This is a genomic window from Pseudonocardia nantongensis (genome assembly GCF_046546495.1).
GTDB classification, from domain to species: domain Bacteria; phylum Actinomycetota; class Actinomycetes; order Mycobacteriales; family Pseudonocardiaceae; genus Pseudonocardia; species Pseudonocardia nantongensis.
Genome location: NZ_JBKGXT010000003.1, coordinates 90,623 through 107,550, shown reverse-complemented (window position 1 = coordinate 107,550; position 16,928 = coordinate 90,623). Strand labels below are relative to the sequence as shown.

18 protein-coding genes and 1 tRNA gene are annotated in these 16,928 nt (G+C 72.4%); 12 read left to right on the top strand and 7 right to left on the bottom strand.

Annotated features, from left to right (window positions below; all coding sequences use genetic code 11):
* The first annotated feature begins 8 nt into the window (after window positions 1–8).
* Window positions 9–1,265: a M18 family aminopeptidase gene (locus tag ACLFMI_RS04280; protein ID WP_410946404.1), complete on the top strand. Its 1,257-nt coding sequence runs from the start codon at window positions 9–11 to the stop codon at window positions 1,263–1,265.
* A gap of 4 nt (window positions 1,266–1,269) precedes the next feature.
* On the opposite strand, the gene ACLFMI_RS04275 is transcribed toward ACLFMI_RS04280, so the two are convergent.
* Complete coding sequence (locus tag ACLFMI_RS04275; RefSeq protein WP_410946403.1) at window positions 1,270–1,677, bottom strand: YccF domain-containing protein; 408 nt, start codon at window positions 1,675–1,677, stop codon at window positions 1,270–1,272.
* Window positions 1,678–1,957: 280 nt separating this feature from the next.
* On the opposite strand from ACLFMI_RS04275, the gene ACLFMI_RS04270 reads away from it, so the two are divergent.
* A complete protein-coding gene (locus ACLFMI_RS04270; RefSeq protein ID WP_410946402.1) occupies window positions 1,958–3,163 on the top strand; it encodes an FAD-dependent oxidoreductase in 1,206 nt (401 codons plus the stop codon).
* A gap of 44 nt (window positions 3,164–3,207) precedes the next feature.
* Here ACLFMI_RS04270 and ACLFMI_RS04265 read toward each other — a convergent pair whose 3' ends face one another.
* Entirely contained in the window at window positions 3,208–3,384 is a 177-nt protein-coding gene (locus ACLFMI_RS04265; RefSeq protein WP_410946401.1) for a hypothetical protein, read from the bottom strand.
* A 286-nt stretch (window positions 3,385–3,670) separates the two neighbouring features.
* On the opposite strand from ACLFMI_RS04265, the gene ACLFMI_RS04260 reads away from it, so the two are divergent.
* Both ACLFMI_RS04260 and ACLFMI_RS04255 read left to right on the top strand, forming a co-directional pair.
* The gene (locus tag ACLFMI_RS04260; RefSeq protein WP_410946400.1) at window positions 3,671–4,132 is read left to right on the top strand and encodes a DUF2975 domain-containing protein; all 462 of its coding nucleotides are present in this window, start codon (window positions 3,671–3,673) and stop codon (window positions 4,130–4,132) included.
* Window positions 4,132–4,383, top strand: coding sequence for a helix-turn-helix domain-containing protein (locus tag ACLFMI_RS04255; protein WP_410946399.1), 252 nt, complete (start codon window positions 4,132–4,134; stop codon window positions 4,381–4,383). The genes ACLFMI_RS04260 and ACLFMI_RS04255 overlap by 1 nt, the downstream gene beginning before the upstream one ends.
* 10 nt (window positions 4,384–4,393) lie before the next feature.
* On the opposite strand, the gene ACLFMI_RS04250 is transcribed toward ACLFMI_RS04255, so the two are convergent.
* The gene (locus ACLFMI_RS04250) at window positions 4,394–5,080 is read right to left on the bottom strand and encodes a class I SAM-dependent methyltransferase (RefSeq protein ID WP_410946398.1); all 687 of its coding nucleotides are present in this window, start codon (window positions 5,078–5,080) and stop codon (window positions 4,394–4,396) included.
* A gap of 84 nt (window positions 5,081–5,164) precedes the next feature.
* Between ACLFMI_RS04250 and ACLFMI_RS04245 the strand changes: the two genes are divergently transcribed.
* Window positions 5,165–6,061 carry an AraC family transcriptional regulator gene (locus tag ACLFMI_RS04245; protein ID WP_410946397.1) on the top strand — a complete coding sequence of 299 codons (897 nt, stop codon included), beginning with the start codon at window positions 5,165–5,167 and terminating at the stop codon, window positions 6,059–6,061.
* A 192-nt stretch (window positions 6,062–6,253) separates the two neighbouring features.
* Here the strand turns inward: ACLFMI_RS04245 and ACLFMI_RS04240 are convergent, their stop codons facing one another.
* The gene (locus ACLFMI_RS04240) at window positions 6,254–8,167 is read right to left on the bottom strand and encodes an alpha/beta fold hydrolase (protein ID WP_410946396.1); all 1,914 of its coding nucleotides are present in this window, start codon (window positions 8,165–8,167) and stop codon (window positions 6,254–6,256) included.
* Window positions 8,168–8,549: 382 nt separating this feature from the next.
* On the opposite strand from ACLFMI_RS04240, the gene ACLFMI_RS04235 reads away from it, so the two are divergent.
* Entirely contained in the window at window positions 8,550–9,041 is a 492-nt protein-coding gene (locus tag ACLFMI_RS04235) for a GNAT family N-acetyltransferase (protein WP_410946395.1), read from the top strand.
* Window positions 9,042–9,091: 50 nt separating this feature from the next.
* On the top strand, window positions 9,092–9,985 hold the full coding sequence (locus tag ACLFMI_RS04230; protein ID WP_410946394.1) for a tyrosine-type recombinase/integrase: 894 nt from the start codon (window positions 9,092–9,094) through the stop codon (window positions 9,983–9,985).
* A 23-nt stretch (window positions 9,986–10,008) separates the two neighbouring features.
* On the opposite strand, the gene ACLFMI_RS04225 is transcribed toward ACLFMI_RS04230, so the two are convergent.
* The 3 genes from ACLFMI_RS04225 to ACLFMI_RS04215 all read right to left on the bottom strand — a co-directional run bounded on the left by ACLFMI_RS04225 (window position 10,009) and on the right by ACLFMI_RS04215 (window position 12,396).
* Window positions 10,009–10,094, bottom strand: a tRNA-Ser gene (locus ACLFMI_RS04225).
* Window positions 10,095–10,555: 461 nt separating this feature from the next.
* On the bottom strand, window positions 10,556–11,704 hold the full coding sequence (locus ACLFMI_RS04220; protein ID WP_410946620.1) for a GDSL-type esterase/lipase family protein: 1,149 nt from the start codon (window positions 11,702–11,704) through the stop codon (window positions 10,556–10,558).
* A complete protein-coding gene (locus tag ACLFMI_RS04215) occupies window positions 11,701–12,396 on the bottom strand; it encodes a GNAT family N-acetyltransferase (protein ID WP_410946393.1) in 696 nt (231 codons plus the stop codon). Before ACLFMI_RS04215 ends, ACLFMI_RS04220 begins: the two co-directional genes overlap by 4 nt.
* Window positions 12,397–12,453: 57 nt before the next feature.
* Here ACLFMI_RS04215 and ACLFMI_RS04210 point away from each other — a divergent pair, with 57 nt between their 5' ends.
* From ACLFMI_RS04210 to glfT1, 5 genes are all read left to right on the top strand, one after another.
* On the top strand, window positions 12,454–13,446 hold the full coding sequence (locus tag ACLFMI_RS04210) for an NAD(P)H-quinone oxidoreductase (protein ID WP_410946392.1): 993 nt from the start codon (window positions 12,454–12,456) through the stop codon (window positions 13,444–13,446).
* Window positions 13,447–13,479: 33 nt separating this feature from the next.
* Window positions 13,480–14,037: a bacterial proteasome activator family protein gene (locus ACLFMI_RS04205; RefSeq protein WP_410946391.1), complete on the top strand. Its 558-nt coding sequence runs from the start codon at window positions 13,480–13,482 to the stop codon at window positions 14,035–14,037.
* Window positions 14,038–14,122: 85 nt separating this feature from the next.
* Complete coding sequence (gene wzm, locus ACLFMI_RS04200; protein ID WP_410946390.1) at window positions 14,123–14,995, top strand: galactan export ABC transporter permease subunit Wzm/RfbD; 873 nt, start codon at window positions 14,123–14,125, stop codon at window positions 14,993–14,995.
* Window positions 14,996–15,000: 5 nt separating this feature from the next.
* On the top strand, window positions 15,001–15,768 hold the full coding sequence (gene wzt, locus ACLFMI_RS04195; protein ID WP_410946389.1) for a galactan export ABC transporter ATP-binding subunit Wzt/RfbE: 768 nt from the start codon (window positions 15,001–15,003) through the stop codon (window positions 15,766–15,768).
* The gene (gene glfT1, locus ACLFMI_RS04190; protein ID WP_410946388.1) at window positions 15,765–16,688 is read left to right on the top strand and encodes a galactofuranosyltransferase GlfT1; all 924 of its coding nucleotides are present in this window, start codon (window positions 15,765–15,767) and stop codon (window positions 16,686–16,688) included. The genes wzt and glfT1 overlap by 4 nt, the downstream gene beginning before the upstream one ends.
* Window positions 16,689–16,928: the final 240 nt, after the last annotated feature.

The window sequence follows — 16,928 nt, the reverse complement described above, 5'->3', positions numbered from 1 at the left end:
TGCCTCACGTGACCGACGCTGCACGTGACCTCGCCTCGTTCCTGACCGCGAGCCCGTCGCCGTACCACGCGGTGGCCGAGGCAGTCCGGCGGCTCACCGCGGCCGGGTTCGTCGAGCAGCCCGAGGACGGCCCCTGGGTCGAGGGTGCCGGCGGGCGCTACCTGCGCCGCGACGGCACGATCCTGGCCTGGTGGCAGCCGGCGACACCCGGCGACCGCCCGCTGCGGATCTTCGCGGCGCACACCGACTCGCCCGGGTTCAAGGTCAAGCCCAACCCGGACGTCGGTGCTGCCGGCTGGCGGCAGGTCGGCGTGGAGGTCTACGGCGGGGCGCTGTGGAACTCCTGGCTGGACCGTGACCTGGGGCTGGCCGGACGGCTGGCGCTCTACGACGGTCGGGTGGTCCCGGTGCGGGTGGACCGGCCGCTGCTGCGGATCCCGCAGCTGGCGATCCATCTCGACCGTGGGGTGAACCAGGGGCTCACCCTGGACCCGCAGCAGCACCTGCTGCCGGTCTGGGGCCTGGGCGTCCCCGACGACGGGGACCTGCTGGAGTTCCTGGCCGTGCGCTGCGACGAGGACCCGTCCGAGGTCGCCGCGCACGACCTGTTCACCTACGACCTCACCCCGCCAGCCACCCTGGGCCGGGACGACGAGCTGATGGCGGCGCCGCGGCTGGACAACCTGGCGTCGGTGCATGCCGGGGTCACGGCACTGATCGCCGCCGCCGAGCGGGATCCCGGCACCGTGCCGGTGTTCGTCGGGTTCGACCACGAGGAGGTCGGCTCGGACACCGCGACCGGGGCGGCCGGGCCGCTGCTGGAGACGGTGCTGACCGAGCTCGCCGGCGGCTTCGACCGGCGGCGCGCGGCGTTCTCCAGGTCCCGGTGCCTGTCGGTGGACGTCACGCACGCCGCGCACCCGAACCACCTGGACAAGCACGACCCGGACCACCTGTCGGTACCGAACCGGGGCCCGTCGCTGAAGGTCAATGCGGTGCAGCGGTACGCCACCGACGCGCCCGGCGCCGCCGCGTGGAAGCGCGCCTGCCGGACCGCGGACGTGCCGAGCCAGGTGTTCGTCTCGAAGAACACCGTGCCGTGCGGGTCGACCGTCGGGCCGATCATGGCGACCCGGCTGGGCATCCGGACCATCGACGTCGGGATCCCGGTGCTGTCCATGCATTCGGCCCGGGAGCTGTGCGGCGTGCACGACCCGAGCCTGCTGTTCCGGGCGGGCGTGGAGTTCCTCAACGACCCGGAGTGAGTGCTCACGTCGCGATCCGGGACCCGGGCACGTAGGTGTCGGTGTCCACGATCTGCGAACCCAGCGGGAACAGCGAGACCGGGATCAGCTTCAGGTTCGCCCAGGCCAGTGGCAGGCCGACGATGGTGATCGCCAGGGCGATCGCGGTACCGAGGTGCCCGAGCACCAGCCACCAGCCGAACAGGATGATCCACAGCACGTTGCCGATCGTGGACGCGGCCCCGGCCGTCGGGCGGCGGACCACATCCCGGCCGAACGGCCAGAGCGCGTAGAACCCGATCCGGAACGACGCGACGCCGAACGGGATCGTGACGATCAGTACGCAGGCGAGGATCCCGGCCGCCAGGTAGGCGAGGAACAGCCAGAAGCCCGAGAGCACGAGCCAGACGACGTTCAGGATCAGGCGGAGCATGCCTCCAGAGTGCCCGTCCTGTCCGGTTCGAACTCCGGGTTCGCCCTGACTCTTCCCCCGACCCGTGCTCGAATCCGGACGCGACCGGACACCGGGCCCGGCCGACGGAGAGGGATGGGCAGCGCATGCGGACCGGACATCGACACGGTGACGTGTACCTGCTGACCGGAATCCAGCACGTTCCGGGCCGACGCCGCTGAACCCGACAACGCTGAACACGGGCCCCATCCGGACGTTCCGGGTCAGGACGGGGTCCCGGTACGCGTGTCAGGATCCGGAGATGGCTGGATCGGTGGCGATCGTCGGAGCCGGCATCGGCGGGCTCTCGCTGGCCCTGTCGCTGGAGGCGCGCGGCGTCCCGGTGACCGTGTACGAGCGGGCCGCCGAACTGCGCGAGGTCGGCGCCGCGGTGGCCCTGTCGGCGAACGGGCTGCGCCCGCTGGCCGAGCTCGGCCTGCTCGACCGGCTGGAGGAGGTGGCGACCCAGCCCACCGAGCTGATCCACCGCGGGTGGCGCACGCACGACCGGATCACCGCCTTCCCGGTCGGGATCGACGGCTCGTACCGGGACCGGTTCGGGGCCCCCTACCTGGGCATCCACCGCGCAGAGTTCCAGCGGGTGCTGGCCGGGGCGTGCCCCGCGGGGCTGATCCGGCTCGGCACCGAGGTCACCGGCGTGACCGACCACGGCGACCACGTCTCGCTCGCGCTGGCGGGCGGGGAGACCGCGACGGCGTCGGTCGTCGTCGGGGCCGACGGGGTGCACTCCCGGCTGCGGTCGGTGATCGACCCGGAGGCCCGGCCCGCCTACACCGGCACCAGCGGGTTCCGCGGCCTGGTCCCGACCGCGGACCTGCCCTCGCTGCCGGACCCGCAGGCGATCCAGTTCTGGATGGGCCCGGACGCCCACCTGCTGCACTACGCGATCGGGGCGGACGCCGGGACGGTGAACTTCCTGGCCGTCCTGGAGGGCCCGGACGCCTGGACCGCCGGTGCCGGCCCCGCCACGGCAGCGCCCGGCACCCTGGCCGCCGCCTTCGAGGGGTGGGCGCCCGCGGTGCGCGAGATGGTCACGGCGGTGCCACAGTCCGACCACTGGCCGCTGTACACGCTGCCGCCACTGTCGCGCTGGTCGCGCGGCCGGGTGGTGCTGCTCGGCGACGCGGCGCACACCATGCTGCCGCACCACGGCCAGGGCGCGAACCAGTCGATCGAGGACGCCGCCGTGCTGTCCGACGTGCTCGCCGCGCCCGGCGTGCTCACCGGCCGGCACGACGACGCGTTCGCCCGGTACGAGCGGCTGCGCCGGAGCCGGACCCGGCAGGTCCAGCGCAGCTCGCTGGTCACCTCCGAGCTGCTGCACCTGCCCGACGGGCCGGACGCGGCCGCCCGGGACGCCCGGCTCGCCGACCTGGACCCGTGGCTGACCTGGATCCACGGCACCGACGCCCGGACGCACACCCGGCCCACCGGCGTCCCGGCCTGAGAGGTCGGGACGTCCGTCCGGGCCGGCCCGGACGGTGCGCCCGGTCAGCTCGGGCGGGGTGTGTCCGCCTCCCGCCGGTCCGGCGCGGCCCCGGACCACAGGTGCAGCCCGGCCACGCCCAGCAGCCACAGCACCTGCAGGGCGGCGGGCGCGTCGAGCATCAGGAGCCCGCTCGCGATCGTCACCAGCGCGAACGGCTGGTCGAGAGGTGCGGCCGTCATACCCCAGGTTCGCCGCTCGAACGGGTCGGGATGCCCCGAAGCCCGAACCTCGCCCGAACGGACCACCGTGCCGTCAGCCGGGAAGCTCCTCAGCCAGGCTGGTCCCCGCACCCGGACGGGACTCCCAGAACCAGTCCTCGTGCGAGCGGAGCCGCCCGTCCGGCAGTTTTCCAGGCGCGCCTCGCACCGGCCGGAGCTGGACGTCCCGTCCGTCGCCGCGTGCACGTAGCGGAACCGCACCATGTCACCTATTGACATTCGATAGGTACCGATCGAAAATCGATACATGAGCCGGCTCGTCATCGTCGCCCTGCGGGCGATCCTCGTCGTGATCACGCTGGGGACCCTCGCGTTGCAGGTGGTATTCATCCTCGGCGCCGCCGGGCTGCTCGACGGCGCCGAGCCCCTGCCCGTCCCCTACGCCGTGATCGGTGTCGCGGCCCTCGCGAGCGCCCAGGCCGGGCTGCTCGCCTTGTGGGTGCTGCTGGCGATGGTCCGCTGCGATGCGATCTTCGACGAGCGTGCGTTCCGCTGGGTCCGGGTCCTCCCGGCCGCGGGGCTGGCCGCCGCCGTGCTCGTCGGTGCGCTGTGCGTGCACGTCGGGGAACTGGACGACGCGCCGGGCCTCGTCGTCATCGGCGGCGGGATCGGGCTCTCCGGGGTGGCGTTCGCGCTGCTCATGGTGGTCATGCACGGCCTGCTGCGCAGCGCCACACTGCTGCGGCACGAGCTCGAGGAGGTCGTCTGATGGCGATCGTCGTCGACATCGACGTCCTGCTCGCGCAGCGCGGGATGTCGGTCGCCGAGTTCGCCGAGGCGGTCGGCATCACCCCGGCGAACGTCGCCGTGCTCAAGAACGGCCGCGCCAAGGCCGTCCGCTTCACGACCCTGGACGCCGTGTGCCGGGTGCTCGGCTGCCAGCCCGGCGACGTGCTCCGCCATGTCCCCGACGACGCCGGGCAGCCGGTGACCGGCCCACCGGCGGCACGCTCGTCGTGACCGCCCGGGACTACCGCTCGGCGCGGTGGTAGGTCACCGCACCCATCCGTGTCCGCCGGTGCCCGATGACCGACGACGCGCCGAACCCGGCCTCGGCCAGCAACTCCGCCACTGGCCGGGCCGCCGCATGACCGTGGCCGTGCGCAGGGCCTCCGTGGCCGTGCCCGTCCCCCGGTGCACCGCGCCGGAGCACCGCGGTCAGCACCTTGTTCAGCGGTGCCATCGGCCCGGACACCCGCGGGTCCTCGTCCAGGTCGACCAGGTGCAGGCTACCGCCGGGCGCGAGCACCCGGCGGACCTCGCGCAGTGCCGCGACCTGCTCGTCCGCGGGCAGGTGGTGCAGCATCAGCGAGGACAGGACGCGGTCGACGCCGCCGTCGGCGTAGGGCAGCTCGGCGGCGTAGCCGTGGTCGAGCTGGAGCACGAGGCCGTCGTCGGCGGCCTTGCGGCGGGCGATGGCGAGCGCGTCGGGGTCCGGGTCGAGTCCGATCACTGTCGCCGACGGCACCGCCTGCTTCGCCCGCAGGATCACGTTCCCGGTGCCGCAGCCGATCTCCAGCACGGTCGAGCCGGGCTGGATCCCCGCCTGCGCCACGAGCGGCCAGTAGATCGCGGTCGTGCCCATCAACCGGGCGAAGCCGTCGTAGCCGGGCAGGAACCGCGGGTGGACCAGCGCGGGCAGGTAGTCGGTACTCAAGATCCCTCCGTGGTACGAAAGTCGTGTGGTGAACTCAGCATCCGCCGCTGGTGATCAGCGGACAAGAGAGGATGTGCGGCCGTGATGGGACGTTCTTCGGGTGTCCCGCTGCTCGACTTCGCGCACTCGCCGGTCCCGATCGCCGTCCAGCACTGGGCCGACGGCGCGGCGGGCGATGCGCGGCCGGTCCGCGGCGTCCACGCGCACGACTTCCTGCTCCTGCTCCACGTCGTGTCCGGTCGCTGGGTGCGCCGCGTCGACGGCCGCGTGTGGGAGCTGGGCGCGGGCGACGCGTTCGTCGTCGCGCCGGGCGCGGTGGTCGGCGCCCCAAGAGCAGACGTGGACGACGGGACCGGACCGTCGACGCCGGACGGCGAGGGCTGGACGGTCCTCTTCCCGGCGGAGGCCGTCGACCCGGGCGCGGCAGCGCCGCTGGCGTCCTGGCGCGGGCACCCGTTGCTGGCCCCGTTCGTCGGCCGCCACCGGGGCGGTGGGCAGCGGCTGTCGGTCCCGCCCGTGGACCGGCCGGACTGGACCGCCCGGCTCGGCGCGCTGGAGGCCGAGCTGACCGGCCGCCGCGACGGCTACGCCGAGGCCGCACGGGCCCACCTCACCCTGCTGCTGGTCGCGCTCGGCCGGCTCCAGGACGACGTCCCGGCCGAGGCCGCCGACCCGCAGCTGGCCGCGGTGTTCGAGCTGATCGAGGCCAGGTTCCGGGAACCGATCTCGTTGCGCGACGTCGCGGCCGGCGTCGGCCTCACCCCGGGCCACCTCACGACCGTCGTCGGCCGCGAGACCGGCCGCACGGTCCAGCAGTGGATCACCGAACGCCGGCTCCGGGAGGCCCGCCGGCTGCTCGTCGACACCGACCTGACCGTCGCCGAGATCGGGTCCCGGGTCGGCTATCGCGACGCCGGCTACTTCGTGCGGCGCTTCCGGGTCGCGCACGGGACGAGCCCGGCCGCCTGGCGCTCGGGTTGACCGGGATCGACGAACGGATTCCCGGTCCGGCACGCCGGATCCTCCGGCTCGCGGAGGCGCGGCCGGCCGTCGCAGTGCTCGTCGGACAGTGGTTCGCGGTGGCCCGGCCCGCCTCGCCCTCGATGAGCACCAGCTTCACGACGGCCGGGGACGCCGCCCGATGAGCGTCGAGGACACCACGACTCTCCTGGCTCACCGACCCTCGAGCACGGCTGACGGGGCCGTCCCGGTGCCGTCAGCTCCGTCGTGCCCACCCAGGTGACGGGCGAGGAAGGCCTCGGCTGCGCGATACATGTCGATCTGGTTCTCCGGGTTCGCGAACCCGTGCCCCTCGTCGCCGGAGACCATGTACTCGACGTCGACGCCGCGGGCACGCAGCGACGCGACGATGTTGTCGGACTCGGCCTGCACCACCCGGACGTCGTTGGCGCCCTGGACCACCATCAGCGGTGTGCGGATGTCGTCCACCCGGCTGATCGGTGAGCGGACCAGCATGTCGGCCTCCTGCGCCGGGTCCGCCGGATCGCCGACGTAGGCGTACCAGTTGTTGGCCATCATCCCCCGCACCGCGGGCGGCATCGTGCGCATGAAGTTCGCGAGGTCCGAGATGCCGCAGTAGTCGATGGCCGCGGCGAACACGTCCGGGGTGAACGTGACGGCGACCAGCGCGGCGTAGCCGCCGTAAGAGAGCCCGTAGACTCCCACCCGGTCCCGATCGGCGTACCCCTGCTCGACGGCCCAGTTCACGGCGTCGATCAGGTCGTCGTGCATGGCGCCGGCGAACTCGCCGATCGCGGCCCTCGTGTGGGCCTTGCCGTAGCCGGTCGACCCGCGGAAGTTGACCTGCAGCACCGCGTAGCCGCGGTTGGCCAGCATCTGCACGAACGGGTCGAACATCCAGATGTCGCGTGCCCAGGGGCCGCCGTGTACGTCGAGGACCAGCGGCAACCCGGTCGGCTCGACCCCGACCGGCAACGTCAGGTAGCCGGGCAGGCTGAGCCCGTCCCGCGCCGGGATCGTCACCGGCACCATCGGCGCCATCACCTCCGGACCGAGGTGCGGGTGCGAGCGGAAGAGCTGCCGGGCCTCCCCCGTGGTGTGGTCGTAGAACCAGGTGACACCCGGGTCGCGGTCGTGGTTGAAGGCGACGACCCACCGCTGCCCTGCGTCGTCGGACGACACCGCGGCGACGTCGCCGTCGGACAGTGTCTCCACCTTCTCCAGCACCTCTGCGAAGTGCGGGTCCACCGCCCGGATGACCTGCCGCTCCCCGAGATAGCGCACCCCGCGCAGCTCGCCCGTGCGCGGATGCGTGATCAGTGACGGGTAGGGGGCGGGCACCAGATCGAGACTCGGATGGCTGTCGACCTCGGTCTCCACCCCGGTGGCCAGGTCGAGCCTGGCCAGGCGGGTCCGGTCGGTGTCCCGGTTGGAACCGATCCACACGCCGGTGCCGTCCGGCGTGAGCTGGAACGGGGAGATGTTCAACGGGTGGTCGGTCCCGTCGAAGACCACGACCGGGCTCAGCGACCCGGTCGCGCCGTCCCACCGCGACAGCTCGATGTCCCCCTCGTCCGTCAACGTCTGGCCGTAGAGCTCACCGTCCGGCGCACAGAGCCAAACGATCACCTGCCCGGGATTATGGGCCAGGAGCGTGAGCTCCCCGGTGGCGATGTCGAGCTCGTGCAGGTCGATCTCGCCGACGGTGCGGGTGTTGAGCTGCACGATCGCCTTCCCCGGCCGCCCGACGGGCAGGTCGAGCCCCCAGGTGCGCACCCCGGGGAACGGCGTGAGGTCGACCGCGGACGAGCCCGGATCGTCGAGGTCGATCCGGTAGACGTGCCAGTTCTCGTCGCCGCCGGAGTCCTGCAGGTAGAGCAGCCAGCGCGGGTCGTCGGTCCAGTGGAAGCCGACCACGCTGCGGGTCTCATCGGCGGTCACGCACCGCGCGTCGTCCTCGGAGTCGATGCCGCGCACCCACACGTTGAGCCGGTTGCGCCACGGCGCCAGGTAGGCGATCCGGGTTCCGTCCGGCGAGATCTGCGCGCCGGAGCGCTCCGGCGGGGCGAAGAATTCCTCGACGGTGATGAGTTCCGGAAGTGCCATGAGTGCCCTCTCGAACGATGTGCTGTGTGGCACCAGCAGACACTCGGCCGTCGCGGCACACTCAAGACCGTCACGAAGTGATGCGTGTCACGGAAAGGCCTGCAGGCGCAGCCGACGCCGGTCTCGGTCGCATAGGGTTCCACGACCTTCGGCACCGCGAGCCTGTGGCGGAAGCGGGGGGATTCGAACCCCCGGTCCTTTCGGACGCCCGCTTTCAAGGTGGCTGAGAAGCCAGGTCATGGCCCCAAACTCGCTGGTCATGAGTCCGCGGCCGTCCTGCTGTGTGTCGCCGTCGCCGTCCGGGTTGCGGTCAGCGTTGTGGTCAGTCGCGGTACTCGAAACTCGCACGTGGGACGTCAGCGACGCCCGCTACGTTGCGGCCATGGCAGTCACGATCACGCCCTACACCGTGGATTATCGCCAGCCGGTGCTCGACCTCTCCCTCAGGGCGTGGGAGCCGGTCTTCCCGCAGATTCGACAGGCTGTGCCCAGCTTCGTCTACGACTCGTTCTACCCAGAAGGCTGGCGCGCACGACAGCTCGCCGACCTGGCCACGGTGCTGGACGACGAACCGGAGAATGTCGACGTGGCGCTCGTCGATGGGAACGCCGCCGGGTGGGTCTGCACCAGGCTGCACGCGAAGGACAACATGGGCGAGATCTACGTCCTGGCCGTCGATCCGAGACACCAGAGGCGCGGCATCGGCGCGGCTCTCACTACACATTCGTTCGACCGTGTCCGGACGGCTGGCCTGCAGATGGTGATGGTTGAGACGGGTGGCGACCCGGGCCATGCGCCGGCGCGGGCCGCGTACGAGGCACTCGGCTTCGAACGCTGGCCAGTTGCCCGCTATTTCAGGGACCTGAACGTATAGGGGCAGGAGCGCCGGCATCACGGAGACGGTGCCGCTCGTACGCTCGACGCATGGCGGAGTTGGTCGACGAGCTGGGACCGGCGGATGTCCGCACGCTGCTCGCCACGCTGCGTGAGAAGGAGATCAGCGGCAGCGGCGGAGGTCCACGGAAGCTCTCGGCCCGCATGGTCCAGTTCGCCCACGCGGTCCTGCGGAACGCGCTGTCCAACGCGGTGCGCGAAGAGCTGATCGGGCGCAACGTCGCCAAGCTCGTGCAGGTCTCCAACCCGGAGTACGACGTCGGGACCAGCCTCGACCCTGTGGCGGCCCGTGCGCTGCTCGCCCGGATCGCCGACGATCGGCTGTACGCGCTGTACCTGTGCGCGATCGTGCTCGGGATGCGGCGTGGCGAGCTGCTGGGCCTCGCCTGGGATGCCGTCGACCTGGACGTCGGCAAGCTCGCCGTCCGTCAGTCGCTCACCTGGGCCAACGGCAAGGCGCATCTCGGTCCGCCGAAGTCCCGGGCGTCCCGGCGGATCGTCCCGCTGCCCACAACCGTCATCGACGCGCTGCAGGAGCACCGGAAGCGGCAAGACGGCGAGCGGGAGATCGCCGGTGACCGCTGGACGGAAACCGGTCTCGTGTTCACCTCGCCGCTGGGCGGATCCGTCTCGCCGCGCACGCTCGCCGCGCAGTGGCACCAGATCCGCAGGGCGGCGGGCCTCGGGCGGATGCGGTTCCACGACCTCCGGCACACCGCCGTGTCGTTGCTGCTCGCGCTCGGCATCCCGCCGCACGTCGTGCGGGAGATCGTCGGGCACAGCGACGTCAAGGTCACGATGACCGTCTATGCGCACGGCAACCTCGACGAGAAAGCCGCGGCGCTCTCGCAGCTCAGTACCGCTGTCACCGGCGGGTTGTTGTCATCCGCTGTTGTCAACGAAGACGAGCAGGACGATTCGTGATCGCCGATCATGCCGCTGACCTGTGGCGGAAGCGGCGGGATTCGAACCCGCGGTCCTTTCGGACGCCCGCTTTCAAGGCGGGTGCATTCGGCCGCTCTGCCACGCTTCCGCCGGGAGGGTATCGGGTGGTCGTCGGGTGGCGTGCCGCCCGCTACGTGGACGGGCACCCCGGCGCGATGGGACACGATCTTCCCGGGGCTCGGGGCGAACCCGCCGGTTCCCGCCGACATGCAGCTCAGCGGGCCGCAGGGATCGACGAATCCCGCTCATCTGCGTCTCGGCGGGGAAACCGGTCCCCCAACTCTGGAGCGGCACCCGGGACGGCGCTGCGGGACGCGACCCCGCGGAGTGAGCGGGCCGGGTCACTGCCCCACGGCACCGTCGAGGTCTGCCGGAGGCCTCGTGCTGCCCGGCGAGTACCCGGAGCAGATGGCCGCAAGGCTCCTCACCCATGCCGCGACGGCCGAGCCGTGAGCACACCCCACCACCCTTCCGCGTTGTGGAGCCCTCCCGCGCCACAGAACCCCTGTGACCCCGCACGATGGCTCCGCAACGCGGAAATGGGGGCCTTCACGCTCGGCTGAAGGGGCCGGCCGGGGCGAAGACGCGCGCGGCGAACCGCCCGCCCATCCGGTCGTGGGTGGCGGCGTCCGGGTGCAGCCGGTCCGGCAGCGGCAGCTCGTCGGCGTCCGCGGTGCCGTAGAGCTCGCGGCCGTCCAGGTAGGACAGGTTCGGGTCGTCGGCTGAGCGCTCGGCCACGATCCGGGCGAGCTCGTCGCGGACCACGGACAGGGTCAGCTGCCCGGCCCGGACCCCGTTCGGGTCACCGGTCGCGCGGAACCGCACCGTGCCGCCGGTGAGGTCGGGCTCCAGCGGACCCGGCGCGTGCTCGTGGATCGGGCAGAGGATCGGCGAGACGACCAGCAGCGGGACGTCCGGGTGCCCGTCCCGGATGGTGTCCAGGAACCCGTGCACGGCGGGGCCGAACGCGCGCAACCGCATCAGGTCCGCACCGACCACGTTGATCCCCAGCTTGACGCTGACCAGGTCGGCCGGGGTGTCGCGCAGCACCCGCGCGGTGAACGGGTCGAGCAGCGCGCTGCCGCTCAGGCCCAGGTTGACCAGCTCGACGTCGCCGGCTGCGGCGGCCAGCGCGGGCCAGGTCCCGCTCGGCCCGTCCGCGTTCGAGCCGTGGCTGATCGAGCTGCCGTGGTGCAGCCACACCCGGCGCCCGGTGGCCGGGACCGGCTCCACCGGGGCGTCGGCGCGCAGCTCGACCAGCTCGGTGATCTCGTTGTACGGCAGCCGGATCTCGACGACCGCCGACCGCCCGGGCAGGCCGTCGAACCGGACGGTCCCAGGCGGGCCCGGCTCGGTCGTCGAGGTCCCGGTGGCAGGGTCCAGGAGCAGGGTCTTCCCGCCGTCGACACCTGCCCGGCCGGCGAGCCGGCCGTCGACCAGCAGGTCGTAGACGCCGTCCGGGCGCAGACCGATCCCCCGGTAGCCGACCCGGGTGCGCACCGTCACCAGCTCGACGGCCGTCGCCGCGGTCCGGAACACCAGCCGTACCCCGGACGGCTGGGCCTCGGCCATGGCCAGCTGCCCGTCCCCGCGCGCCCGGGCCCACGCCGGCATCCGGTGCGGGAGTACCCCGTCCGGGGTGTGTTCCAGCTCGAGCGCACCGTGCACGAGATCGCCAGGGCTCCGTCGGTGGATCATGCCGTCCATTCACGCACGGGCGGTGCCGCCCCGAGCAGGCCGGCCAGCTCCGGCGTGTAGCCCCGCACCTCCGGTGGCCGGGCCGGGCGGACGAAGTCCTCCCGTGCCAGCAGCAGCCGGCGCTCGACGACCCGTTGACCGCCCGTCGGGAGCAGCCGGGTACCGTCCGGGCGGTAGCCGAGCCGCTGCGACACCCGCGCCGAGGCGGTGTTGCCCTCCACGTAGCCCGAGCGCGCGATCGTCGCGCCGAGCAGGTCGAACGCGAACGCGAGCACCCCCGCTCGCATCTCGGTGCCGTAGCCCCGGCCCTGGAACTCCCGGCCCAGGTAGGACCCGGTGTCCACCTCGCGCAGCACCGCGAACCGGTGCGCGGTCAGGCTCTGCAGCCCGATCACCCGGTCCCCGGCACGCACGACGAGGTGCAGGCCCCACGACTCCGGAGCCAGCGTCGCCCGCTGCGACCAGAAGTGCTGCAGCATCCCGCGACCCAGGTAGCGCGGGTCCGCGGCGGTCCACGGTTCCTGGAACGGCATCTCCGACGCCGGGTGGATCCCACGGTGGGCCAGCGCGACGAGCTCGCGCAGCGACGCGTCGTCGTCGGGGCGCAGTTCCAGGCGCGGGGTGCGCAGCACCAGCCCGCGCACCGGCCAGGGATCGGGCACCGGGTCGATCGGGGCGGGCAGCGAGTCCATGCCGCCGGAGTCTCCCCCGATCGCCCCGGACGCCGCGACGCAATACCGTCCGGAGCCATGAAGGCGATCACCTTGGCGGAGTACGGCGGTCCGGAGCAGATGGCCTGGGAGGAGGTCCCGGACCCGGTGCCGGGCCCCGGCGAGGTCGTCGTCGACGTCGTCGCCTCCGCGGTCAACCGGGCCGACCTGCTCCAGGTGCAGGGCAACTACCCGGTCCCGCCGGGCGCCTCGGAGATCCTCGGCCTGGAGTGCTCCGGGCGGATCGCGGCGCTCGGCGAGGGCGTCACGGGATGGGCGGTCGGCGACGAGGTCTGCGCGCTGCTGGCCGGCGGCGGCTACGCGCAGAAGGTCGCCGTCCCGGCGGTGCAGCTGCTCCCGATCCCGGACGGCGTGTCGGTCGAGGAGGCAGGCGGCCTGCCCGAGGTCGCGTGCACGGTCTGGTCGAACGTGTTCATGGCCGGCGCGCTGGCCGAGGGCGAGACGTTCCTGATCCAGGGCGGGTCGTCGGGCATCGGCACGCACGCGATCCAGGTGGCGAAGGCGTTCGGCGCCCGGGTGGCGGCCACCGCCGGGCACGCCGACCGGCTGCAGACCTGCCGTGACCTGGGCGCGGACATCGTCATCGACTACCACGACGACGTCGCCGCGGAGCTGAAGAAGGCCACCGACGGCCACGGCGCCGACGTCATCCTGGACAACATGGGCGCCAAGGCGCTGGCCAACAACCTGTCCGCGCTGGCCAAGGACGGCCGCCTGATGATCATCGGGATGCAGGGCGGGGTGAAGGCCGAGCTCAACATCGGCGCGCTGCTGGCGAAGCGGGCGCACATCGCCGCTATGGGGCTGCGCGGCCGGCCGGTCGAGGGGAAGCAGTCCAAGGCCGGGATCGTCGCGCAGGTGCGGGAGCGGGTCTGGCCGATGTTCGGGGCCGGGACCGTCCGGCCGATCGTCTTCGAGCGGTTCTCGATGGCAGACGCCGCGGAGGCGCACCGGCGGCTGGACGGCGGCGGCGTCGTCGGCAAGCTGCTGCTCCTGAACCCGGACGCCTGATCCGGCTGCGACCGCGCCCCCGGCCGGGCCAGAATGACGCCCATGAGCGACGAGCAGGAGACCCCGGACGAGCGGGTCATGGTGGTCGGTGCGGACGGCCGCCCGGTGGGCATGGCCCGCGTCCCGTCCGGCGGCGCGGACGACGAGCAGCAGGGTCCGGCGTCGATGGTCGAGCAGCCGGCCAAGGTCATGCGGATCGGCACGATGATCAAGCAGCTGCTGGAGGAGGTGAAGGCGGCCCCGCTGGACGAGGCCTCCCGCAGCCGGCTCAAGGAGATCCACGAGAACTCGGTGAAGGAGCTGGAGGAGGGCCTGGCGCCGGAGCTGCGCGAGGAGCTGCAGCGGCTCAGCCTGCCCTTCACCGCCGACCAGACGCCGTCCGAGAGCGAGCTGCGGATCGCCCAGGCGCAGCTGGTGGGATGGCTGGAGGGTCTGTTCCACGGCATCCAGACGGCGCTGTTCGCCCAGCAGATGGCCGCCCGGGCGCAGCTGGAGCAGATGCGGCGCGGGCTGCCACCGGGCGCCGCGGACGGGGCGGAGCCGTCCGGCATGCCGGACGGCCTCGGGCGCGGGACCGGGCAGTACCTCTGACCACCCGCTCACCTGCGGTTTCCGTGCGTCCCGGCCGGACCATCCCCTGCCGGGCCCGCGGGAGGGCCGTGAGTACCCTCGTCGAGTGGCCGTGACCGTGACCGACAACGAGCCGGGCGACGTCGTCGATCCGTCCGAGGTGTCGAGCCCGCGCAGCTGGCGCCGGGCGTTCGCGGATCTTCATCAGGGCTGGGTGGCGCGCCCACTATGGGGCCACCTGGGCTGGCAGGACATCAAGCAGCGCTACCGGCGCTCGGTGCTGGGCCCGCTGTGGGTCTCGATCAGCATGGGCGTGATCGCGCTCGGGCTGGGCATCCTCTACTCGGCACTGTTCGAGACGCCGATCGAGACGTTCCTCCCGCACGTCGCGGTCGGCCTGCTGATCTGGAACTTCATCTCCGGCTGCATCCTCGAGGGCAGCGAGGTCTTCATCTCGAACGAAGGTCTGATCAAGTTCCTGCCCGCGCCGCTGACCCTGCACATCTACCGGCTGATCTGGCGCCAGACGCTGTTCTTCCTGCACAACCTGGTCGTCTGGGCCGTGCTGATGGTGGTGTTCCCGCACCCGCTGGGCTGGTCACTGCTGCTGGCGCTGCCGGCATTCGCGCTGGTCGCGCTGAACGGCGGATGGATCGCGATCCTGTCCGGCATCCTCGCGACCCGGTTCCGGGACATCCCGCCGATCATCGCCAGCATGACCCAGCTGATCTTCTACCTGACCCCGATCGTGTGGTCGGTGGAGATCCTCACGAACAACAGCGAGGCCGCTCGCGAGCGCGCCAGCCTGGTCGAGCTGAACCCGGTCTTCCACTTCCTGGAGATCCTCCGGCGCCCGCTGCTCGGGCAGGAGATCATCGGCCGGTACTGGGTGGTGGCCGGGGTGATCACCCTGATCGGCTGGGCCGCCGCGCTGGTCTGCCTGCGCAACTACCGATCCCGCGTCGCGTACTGGGTGTGAGTCCTGTGTCAGATCCCCGCATCCGCATCGACCACGCCGCGGTCGACTTCCCGATCTTCGACGCGAAGACCCGGTCGCTGAAGAAGGCCGTGCTCGGCCGGGCCGGCGGCCGGATCGGCACCGAGGCCAAGGTGCCGATCATCGAGGCGCTCCGGGAGATCACGCTCAAGCTGGACAAGGGCGCCCGGGTCGCGCTGGTCGGGCACAACGGTGCCGGCAAGTCCACGTTGCTGCGGCTGATGGCCGGCATCTACGAGCCGACCCGCGGCCGCTCGGCGGTGCGCGGCAGGGTCGCGCCGATCTTCGACCTCGCGGTCGGGATGGATCCGGAGATCTCCGGCTACGACAACATCGTCATCCGCGGGCTGTTCCTGGGCATGACCCGGAAGCAGATGGAGGCGCGGATGGACGACATCGCCGAGTTCACCGAGCTCGGCGACTACCTGGAGATGCCGCTGCGGGCGTACTCCACGGGCATGCGGGTGCGGCTGGCGCTGGGCGTCGTCACCTCGATCGATCCGGACATCCTGCTGCTCGACGAGGGCATCGGCGCCGTCGACGCCGAGTTCCTGGCCAAGGCCCGCGGCCGGCTGCACCAGCTGGTCGATCGCTCCGGGATCCTGGTGTTCGCCTCGCACTCCGACGAGTTCCTGGCCGACCTGTGCGACACCGCGCTGTGGATGGAGCACGGGACGATCAAGGAGTTCGGCCCGCTGCAGCAGGTTCTGGACCACTACAAGGGCCGGACGCCGTTCGAGGGCGGCGCCGCGTGACGGTGCCGTCGGCCCCGCTGCCGCCGGGCTCGGTCGTCGGCGTCATCGTCACCCGGCACCGCGCCGACCTGCTGGTCGACTCGCTCACCGCGATGGCGAAGCAGACCCGCCCGGTCGCGCACCTGATCGTCGTCGACAACGGGCCGGACCAGCCGGCCCGCGAGGCCGTCGAGGCGTGCCCGCTGCCGACCACCTGGCTGCCGTCCTGGACCAACCTGGGCGGGGCCGGTGGGTTCGCCCTGGGCATGCTGCACGCGCTGGCGATGGGTGCCGACTGGATCTTCCTCGCCGACGACGACGGGCACGCCGCCGACGAGTCGACCCTCGCGACGCTGCTGGACCTGGCGTCGCAGCGCGGGTTGGCGGCCGTGTCCCCGGTGGTCGCCGACAAGGCGGACCCGGACCGGCTGGCGTTCCCGCTGCGCCGGGGCGTGACCTGGCACCGCACCCGCTCGGCGCTGCTGGCGGGTGGCGACGACGACGCGCTGCTCCCCGGCATCGCCTCGTTCTTCAACGGCGCCCTGTTCCGTGCCTCCACGCTCGAGGTCATCGGGGTGCCGGACCTGCGGTTGTTCGTCCGCGGCGACGAGGTCGAGATGCACCGGCGGATGGTCCGCTCCGGGCTGCCGTTCGGCACCGCCCTGCACGCCGGCTACCTGCACCCCTACGGCTCCGACGAGTTCAAGCCGATGCTCGGCGGACGGCTGCACGCCCAGGATCCGGGCGACCCGGTGAAGCGCTACTACACCTACCGCAACCGCGGCTACCTGATGGCCCAGCCCGGGATGCGGAAGATCGGCCTCCTGGAGCTGCCCAGGTTCGCCTGGTACTTCCTGGTCACGAAACGCGACCCCCGCGGCTTCGCCAACTGGCTCCGCCTCCTCAACCAGGGCCGAGCCGAACGCTTCCACCGCGCCTGACCCGCCCCGCGCCGCGTCGCCCGGTGCACACCGGGCGCGGCGCACCCCGTCGCCCGGTGCCGCACCCGTAGCAACAGGTGCGGCAGCGGCACACCGGGTGCGGCAGCTGCACGCGCGGTGCGGCACGCGGTGCGGCGATGTCCGGCCGGAGTGCCGAGCACACCGGTCCGACCCTGACGGTGTACGGGCGCGGCCCGGGCGGGCGTTTGTCCACATACCTGCCACAGCGCCCGCGCCAGG